Below are 6,177 nucleotides of genomic sequence, written 5' to 3' on the forward strand. Positions count from 1 at the left end.
CGCCGGCGGTGGACCATGCGCTGGAAACCAGCCCTGAACGCCTTCGACATCGCCTTCGAAGGACGCCTCTCCGCAGGCCGTAAGTAACCGTCAACAACCCGAGTTACACCGTTCGTTTGACAGACCCGGACGCGCCGACACCGTCGCAAGGAAGATCAGCCAGAAACGCCGCAGGGCGGGATGAAACCCAGCCCACACCGCAGAAGAAGCGGACGGCTGCGTGCGGCCGGGCCGGCCCCGGCAGCCTGAGCGAATACGCTCGCGACGTGAGCGGTGACGACCAGTTGCTGAGCCGGGGCAGCTTCGACGAGAACCCGGACAACTAGGCGGCCCGGCCGGGATACCCGCCAAGGGTGTACGAGGTGCTTGCCGAGTGCGGGCTGCGACCGGGTACGCGCGTCCTGGAGATCGAAACGGGAACAGGGCAGATGACCCGCCCCCTCGTGGACGCCGGCACGTCGGTGCTGGCGGTGGAACTCGGTGGCTGGCTGGCGGCCCGGCTGCGAACGAACCTCGCGGGCCGCGACGTGACCGTTATCGAGGGCGACTTCGCCACTGTGCCGCTACCCGACGACACCTTCGACCTGGCGGTCTGCGCCATCGCCTTCCCCCAGGCCGGTAGCTGTGGTGTGCATGCGGTATAGGACGGCTGTCATGCGCGCGATGGCGGGGTGGCGGGGATGGACACGACGGTGGTCGGCGATGGTCCGGGCGAGGAGTTGCTGCGCCGGTTCCTGGCGGCCGTGTTCGTACAGGACGACGGCGAGGGTGGCTTGGGTGGCGAGGGTCGGTAGTGCGTAGGGTCCGTCGGCCTGGGTGTGGTGGCGGACGAGGTCGCTGTAGCAGTCGGCGGCGGCGGTGAGGTTCCCGGCGGCGCGGTGGGTGGCGGCCAGGACGCGCAGGGCGGCGCGGACTTCCGGGTTGGTGGGGTCTCGGAGAAGGTGACGCAGGCTGCGGTGTCCCCACTGGGCCCAGGGGAGTGCGGCGGCTGGGTCGCCGCTGGTGAGGGTGAGGGTGGCCAGGAGCGCGGCGGCGCGGGCGGTCGCGGTGTCCAGGGCGAGCCTGCCGCTGGTGGGGTCGATGTGCAGGAGCCCGCTGCGCAGGACGTCGATGGCACGCTCCGGCGTGTTGCCGGCGGCGTGGCGCTGGGCCAGGTGCAGACGCTGGGCCATGACCATCATCGGGCCGGTGACCTGTAGGGAGACGGCCCTCCAGGTGATGTGCAGGTCCGTGCCGGTCGCGCCGACGGTGACGCGTTGGATAGGGCCGAGCGCGTAGGAGGCGGCCTGGGTCGTCTTGCCGGGTGGGACGAGGTGTGGGGTGCGGTGCAGGATCACTGCGGCAACGGCGTCGCGGATCTCCTCGGCCGGCACCGGTGTGCGCCCGCAGGACGGCGCGCACAGGTAGACCCTGCCGCTGCCGGGCAGCTGGATGAGGATCATGGATCGCGCGCAGGTGTGGCAGGCCAGGAGGCCGGGTGGCACGGGCGCGGCCTGCACGGCGCGGGCCCGCGAGACCCATTCCTCAACCGTCGCGGGCGACAGGTGGTGGCTGCGGGCAACGCCCCGGGGCGCTTGGTGCAGGCCGTGGACGGCGGCTTGTTCGATGGTCGCGGCGACGACCTCGGCGACGAAGGCGGGTGTCCACGCGGGGATGGCTGTCGTCCGCGTCGGCATCGGCGTTCCTTCCTTGGGATTCATGGTTGCGTTCAGGCGGTGGGAGCGGCGCCGGGTTTGTGAATTTCGTAATGATCCGCAGACGGCGCATGTGAGCGGAGGGTGTGGCCGGCGACGACAGTGGGGGGCTGTCGTCGCCGGCCACGTCGGTCGCCGCTGCCCTCCCTCAACGGGCGGGCGACCGGCTTGGACGCACCGACGTGGGCCCGACGCAGAGGGTGGGCGACGACGCGGGGCGGCGACAGAGAGGGGCGGTGCTAGCCGGTAGCCGGACCTGGCTACCGAAACCCAGGGCCTAGCGTTGGGTGTCGGACTGGGCGCGGGCCGCGGCGGTGACGGTTGCCGGCCTGGCGGTGTTCAGGGGCCAGGAGCTGCGGTTCGGGTGAGGGTTGCGGCGCATCGGGGCGAGGACCGGCCCGTCGGGCAGGGTGAGCGCGGGTCTCGGGAGGTAGCCGTGCCCGCGGTACAGGTCCTGGCTGTCGGGCGCGATTTCGGTCCACGAGGGCATGTCGATGCGGTCGACGCGGCTTTCATGGTGGGCGAGCATCGCCGCGCCGATACCGCGCCGCTGGGCGGCGGGAAGAACGGCGAGAACTGCCAGGTGGTAGTGAGGTTCGGTGGGTCGGACCTGGGTGAGTATCTGGTCGAGGAGTTCGAACTGCCGCGCGTGCGGGCCGGCGGCGTCGGCCAGTCGGCTGTGGTAGTTCGACGGTGGCGGGATGCTGCGGTAGCGGTGAAACCCCATCGCCGCGGCGCTGAGGTCGTCGGTGATCTGGATGTCTCCGAAGAACATGGCGTGTTCCACCCAGATGACCGCCACGTCGGTGAGGATCTGCTGCCGGCAGGTCGGGTCGGGCACTAGCCACTGGGCGAGCGGGCCGGAGTGCAGGGCGTCGGCGACGATCGCGGCGACGGGTTCCTTGTCCGCCCATCGGGCGGCACGGATACGCGGAATGACGTCCATGGGATGCCTCCAAGGGCAGCGGGTGGGTGGGGCGGGCTTACCAATAGGCGGCGGTGGCGAGGTCACCGACAGCGGCGTCGACTGCGGCGGTGATGTCGCGTACCTGCCGGTGGTGCTGCGCGGCGATGGTGCGCAGTTGCGCGGTGAGGGCGGCGGTGTCGTCGGCGAGGTACAGGTGGTTGGTCAGGCCGAGGGTCGCGACGAGGCCGCCGAGGGCGGCAGTGTGGTTGTCGGGCTGGTCACGGCCGGCGGCGATGTAGTGCAACCGGGCGCGGGCGACAACCGGCCACTTCAGGTCCGTGGGCAGGTAGCGGTCGGTGCGGCCGAGCCCGCCGGGGCGGCGACGCACGTCGTGGCGCAGGATCCCGCCAGCGTGCAGGCCGGCGCGGGTGCGGTCGTACAGGTCGGCGGCGAACCCGCGCAGCCACCCCCGCAGCGGCGGGGCCGGATGGGCGTAGCGGATCGATGCCAGGGCAGTGTCGGCGATCAGATCACCGACCGGCCGGTCCAGGTGCAGCCACAGCCGCTGCTCCCCGCCCGGCCCGGTGTCATCGGTGGTGTCAAGGGCGATCCGCCCGGCGAGGAACAGGTCGATGAGAACCGCACCAGCCAGGCCGAGGGCGAGGGCTTGGCGGTGGATGTGCGGCTGGCCGGTGTCGTCGTCGTGGCCCAGCAGGAACAACTCGTCCCGCAACGGCAACTGCGGGATGGACGAGTTCATCTCGATCCCGTCCCTACCGCGGCCCGCCGGCGTGCTGCCGCAGGCGGGCGTGCACCCCGCCGTAGGCGGCCTGCGGCTGCGGAAGCAGCAGCTTGTCGACGGCGGCGAGGACGGTGTAGTTCGGGTCGCAGACGTTGCCGATCGGCGCCCTTCCCGCCTGCGACACCAGCTGGTACGCGTCGAGCTGCTCCAGGCCGGTGAGGTCACCCACCCAGCCGACCAGGTCGCGGTGCGCGATCCGGTAGGCGTCCTCCAACGGGCGGGCGCAGCCGACCGACATGATCGACGTGTCGGTCTCCAGACGGGGCCACACCGTCGGGACGCCTTTGATGACCTCGATGATCAGGGTGGTGGTTGTGGCGATCTCCACCCCGACGCCGCAGGCCTCACCCTCGCCCTGGCGGGCGTGGCCGTCGCCGAGGGCGAGCATCGCCCCGTGCACGTTCACCCCCAGGTACAGGGTGGTACCCGCGCGCAGCTCCGGTGTGTCGAGGTTCCCGCCATGGCTGTCGGGCACGATGGTCGAACGCGCCTCGAAACCGCCCGGCGCCACCCCGATGGTGCCGATCATCGGATCTAGCGGCAGGTCGACCGTGTGGTCGGTGTCGGTGGCGTGGAAGCGGACCGTGCCGGCCTGCTGGTCGATCGCGTACACCCACACCCGCTCCTCGAGAGGCGGCTGCAGGGTCGCCGTATGCGAGGTGGAGGTCAGTGCCCCGAAGTGCGGGAACGTCGAGGAGACTCCCCAGTCGCGGGCCGGAACGATCGAGGCGAGGTGAACGGCGAGGGTGTCGCCTGGCTCTGCGTCCTCGACGAAGAACGGCCCGGATACCGGGTTCAGGTAGGGCATGCGGCACACCTGCGACGGCAGGTCCGCCGGGCCGCGCACCAATCCGCCGAAGCAGTCCTCGGTGTGCACCTGCAGCACGTCGCCGGAGCGGACGTGGGCCACCGGCATCCGGCCACCGAAGGTGTAGGCCAGCTCGTCGCGGGCGGGCCGGTAGCTGATCGCGTCCATGGTCGTCACACCCGCTCGACGTGGCGGGCCTGCGGCTGCGCGGGCGCCAGACCCGACAGGGCGGGCCGGCGGCCGGACAGGTACAGGCCGGCGAGTACGACCATGCCGAGGGCGAGCCAGGCCAGACCGAGGCGCTGCGCGGCGATGTTGGCGTTGACCACCACGTAGGCGAGGATCGCGAACCCGATCCCGGGCATGACCAGGTGCGCCCACCAGTTGCCGCTGCGCTGGCGGATGAGGTGGTGCACGACGACGGAGACGTGCAGGACCAGGAACGCGACCATCGCCCCGAAGTTGATCAGCGACGACAGCAGCGTGATCCCGTCCGCTCGGGTGGCCATGTACAGGCCCAGCGTGAGGGACACGGCGCCGGTGAGCAGGGTCGCGTTGATTGGCACGTTGCGGCGGATCGACACCTTCGCCAGAAAGGCCGGGAGCTGCCGGTCCCGGGCCATCGCGTACAGCAGCCTGGACGTGGCGACCTGCGCGACCATCGAGTTCGGCAGGCCCCACGCGATCGCGGTCGCGACCGCGCACAACGTCCCCAGCCAGCCTCCGCCAGCCACCTGCGCGGCGTCGTAGAAGGCGGTGCCGTTCGGATCACCGTCACTGAGCAGCGAGGCCGGCTCGGGGACGAGCATCGCGGCCAGCCAGGTCTGGGCGATGAACAGCACGCCGGCCAGGACGAGGACGGCGGCCATGGCACGGCCGATCTGCCGGGAACCGCCCTTGGTCTCCTCGGCCAGCATGGAGATGCCGTCGAAGCCGAGGAAGGACAGCACCGCGATCGACACCGCCCCCGCGACGAGGGACCAGGTGAACGTGTCGGAGTTGTAGAACGCGTCCCAGCTGAACCGGCCCCTGCCCGAGGCGAGGGCCCAACCGGCGACGGCGAGGAAGATCGCCAGGACGATCAGCTCGCCGACGAGCATCACCCGGGTCACCATCGCGGTCATCCGGATCCCCACCGAGTTGACGACCGTGTTGACCGCGACGAACCCGAGCAACCACAGCCACACCGGCACCGCGGGCACGGTGGAGTGCATCGCCACCGACGCCACCAGGTACAGCAGGCCCGGTACGAGGACGTAGTCGAGCAGGATCACCCAGCCGGCCAGGAACCCGACCGGCGCGCTGATACCTCGGCCCGCGTAGTTGTAGACGCTGCCCGACATGGGGAACGCCTTCACCATCTGCGCGTACGAGAACGCGGTGAACACCAGCGCGACCACACCGACCGCGTACGCCAGGGCCACCATCCCGCCGGAGCCGGCGTACACGCTGCCGAAAATCGCCATCGGCGCGATCGGCACCATGTACACCAGGCCGTAGGCCAAGAGGTCCCGGAAGCGCAACCTCCGAGCCAACTCCTGGCGATAGCCGTAACGGGCCAAGTCGTTCTGTTCAAACATTCGATGCCCTCCTCCTGCATCGGCACTGGATGAGGGCGCACGCGGAGGATTGCCTCTCGTAACTCACGCGCCCTACGTGTGCCTGCGCCCCGGTGATCCGTTCTGCACCCCTGGCAGCGCAGGACGAATGAACGATTACGTGATCACGGCAGGTGGGACAGCCCACGGTGAGGGGCCACCGTGGGACCCCACCGTGAGGTGTCCCGGTCAACACCCTCAACGCCAGAGTTGACATCGGTACTCGTCGAATCGATGTCGGCGGCCGAGCGTGGGGAGGTGGGACCGGTGCGTGTGTCAGCGATGACGTCGGACCCGGCGCCGTGGGAGTGGGAGTTCGACTGGCACCTGACGAACCGCTGCAACTTCTTCTGCGAGTACTGCCATCC

6 protein-coding genes are annotated in these 6,177 nt (G+C 70.4%); 1 reads left to right on the top strand and 5 read right to left on the bottom strand.

Annotated features, from left to right (window positions below):
• Positions 1–362 precede the first annotated feature (362 nt).
• Positions 363–644, top strand: a complete 282-nt coding sequence (locus BAW75_RS06130) for a class I SAM-dependent methyltransferase (protein ID WP_244206020.1) — start codon at positions 363–365, stop codon at positions 642–644.
• Here the strand turns inward: BAW75_RS06130 and BAW75_RS06135 are convergent.
• From BAW75_RS06135 to BAW75_RS06155, 5 genes are all read right to left on the bottom strand, one after another.
• Complete coding sequence (locus tag BAW75_RS06135) at positions 564–1,676, bottom strand: tetratricopeptide repeat protein (protein WP_104112932.1); 1,113 nt, start codon at positions 1,674–1,676, stop codon at positions 564–566. The two genes, BAW75_RS06130 and BAW75_RS06135, sit on opposite strands and share 81 nt — an antisense overlap.
• A gap of 295 nt (positions 1,677–1,971) precedes the next feature.
• The gene (locus tag BAW75_RS06140) at positions 1,972–2,640 is read right to left on the bottom strand and encodes a GNAT family N-acetyltransferase (RefSeq protein ID WP_104112933.1); all 669 of its coding nucleotides are present in this window, start codon (positions 2,638–2,640) and stop codon (positions 1,972–1,974) included.
• A gap of 37 nt (positions 2,641–2,677) precedes the next feature.
• On the bottom strand, positions 2,678–3,361 hold the full coding sequence (locus BAW75_RS06145; protein ID WP_104112934.1) for a GOLPH3/VPS74 family protein: 684 nt from the start codon (positions 3,359–3,361) through the stop codon (positions 2,678–2,680).
• Between the two features lie 13 nt (positions 3,362–3,374).
• Complete coding sequence (locus BAW75_RS06150) at positions 3,375–4,388, bottom strand: acetamidase/formamidase family protein (protein ID WP_104112935.1); 1,014 nt, start codon at positions 4,386–4,388, stop codon at positions 3,375–3,377.
• Entirely contained in the window at positions 4,385–5,791 is a 1,407-nt protein-coding gene (locus BAW75_RS06155; RefSeq protein WP_104112936.1) for an APC family permease, read from the bottom strand. Before BAW75_RS06155 ends, BAW75_RS06150 begins: the two co-directional genes overlap by 4 nt.
• Positions 5,792–6,177 lie beyond the last annotated feature (386 nt).

The organism is Micromonospora chalcea, assembly GCF_002926165.1.
GTDB classification, from domain to species: domain Bacteria; phylum Actinomycetota; class Actinomycetes; order Mycobacteriales; family Micromonosporaceae; genus Micromonospora; species Micromonospora chalcea.